This window comes from Kocuria tytonicola (assembly GCF_003687455.1).
Classification (GTDB): domain Bacteria; phylum Actinomycetota; class Actinomycetes; order Actinomycetales; family Micrococcaceae; genus Kocuria; species Kocuria tytonicola.
This window is the reverse complement of record NZ_PHOA01000212.1, coordinates 1-434: the sequence shown is the minus strand read 5'-3', so window position 1 is coordinate 434 and position 434 is coordinate 1. Positions and strand designations below refer to the sequence as shown.

Annotated in this window: 1 protein-coding gene; it reads right to left on the bottom strand. The window is 67.3% G+C overall.

The annotated features are described in order from the left end of the window. A partial coding sequence (locus CWC38_RS11885; RefSeq protein ID WP_121846902.1) for an MFS transporter occupies positions 1-262 on the bottom strand: 262 nt, incomplete at its 3' end. Between the last annotated feature and the right edge of the window lie 172 nt (positions 263-434).

Below are 434 nucleotides of genomic sequence, written 5' to 3'. Positions count from 1 at the left end.
CGAGCTTGTCCCCCAGGGTGCCGCCCACCATGAGCAGACCGCCGAAGGTCAGGGAGTAGGCGCCCACGATCCACTGCAGATCCGTGGGACTCGCGTCCAGGTCCCGGCCGATCACGGGCACGGCCACGTTGAGGATGGAGTTGTCCACCATTTCCACCAGCTGGGTGAGGCACAGCCCCAGCAGCGCGGGCCACGCCGCGCGGAAGCTCTGCGGGGCACTCGTGCCCCGGTGACGGGCGCGGCCGTCGATCGTCTGAGTCATGGGAGGTCCTTTCTCACGTCGAACACCGTTCGACTTATCGAATTGCGTTCGAGAATAGAACGATGTTTGATCCGGCGCAACACCTCGCTATCGTGATCCGCATGACGCCCCCATCCGGCCCCGCCGGCAGCCCTTTCCGCGACTCGCCGCAGCGGCCTGGCCCCCGCCGTCC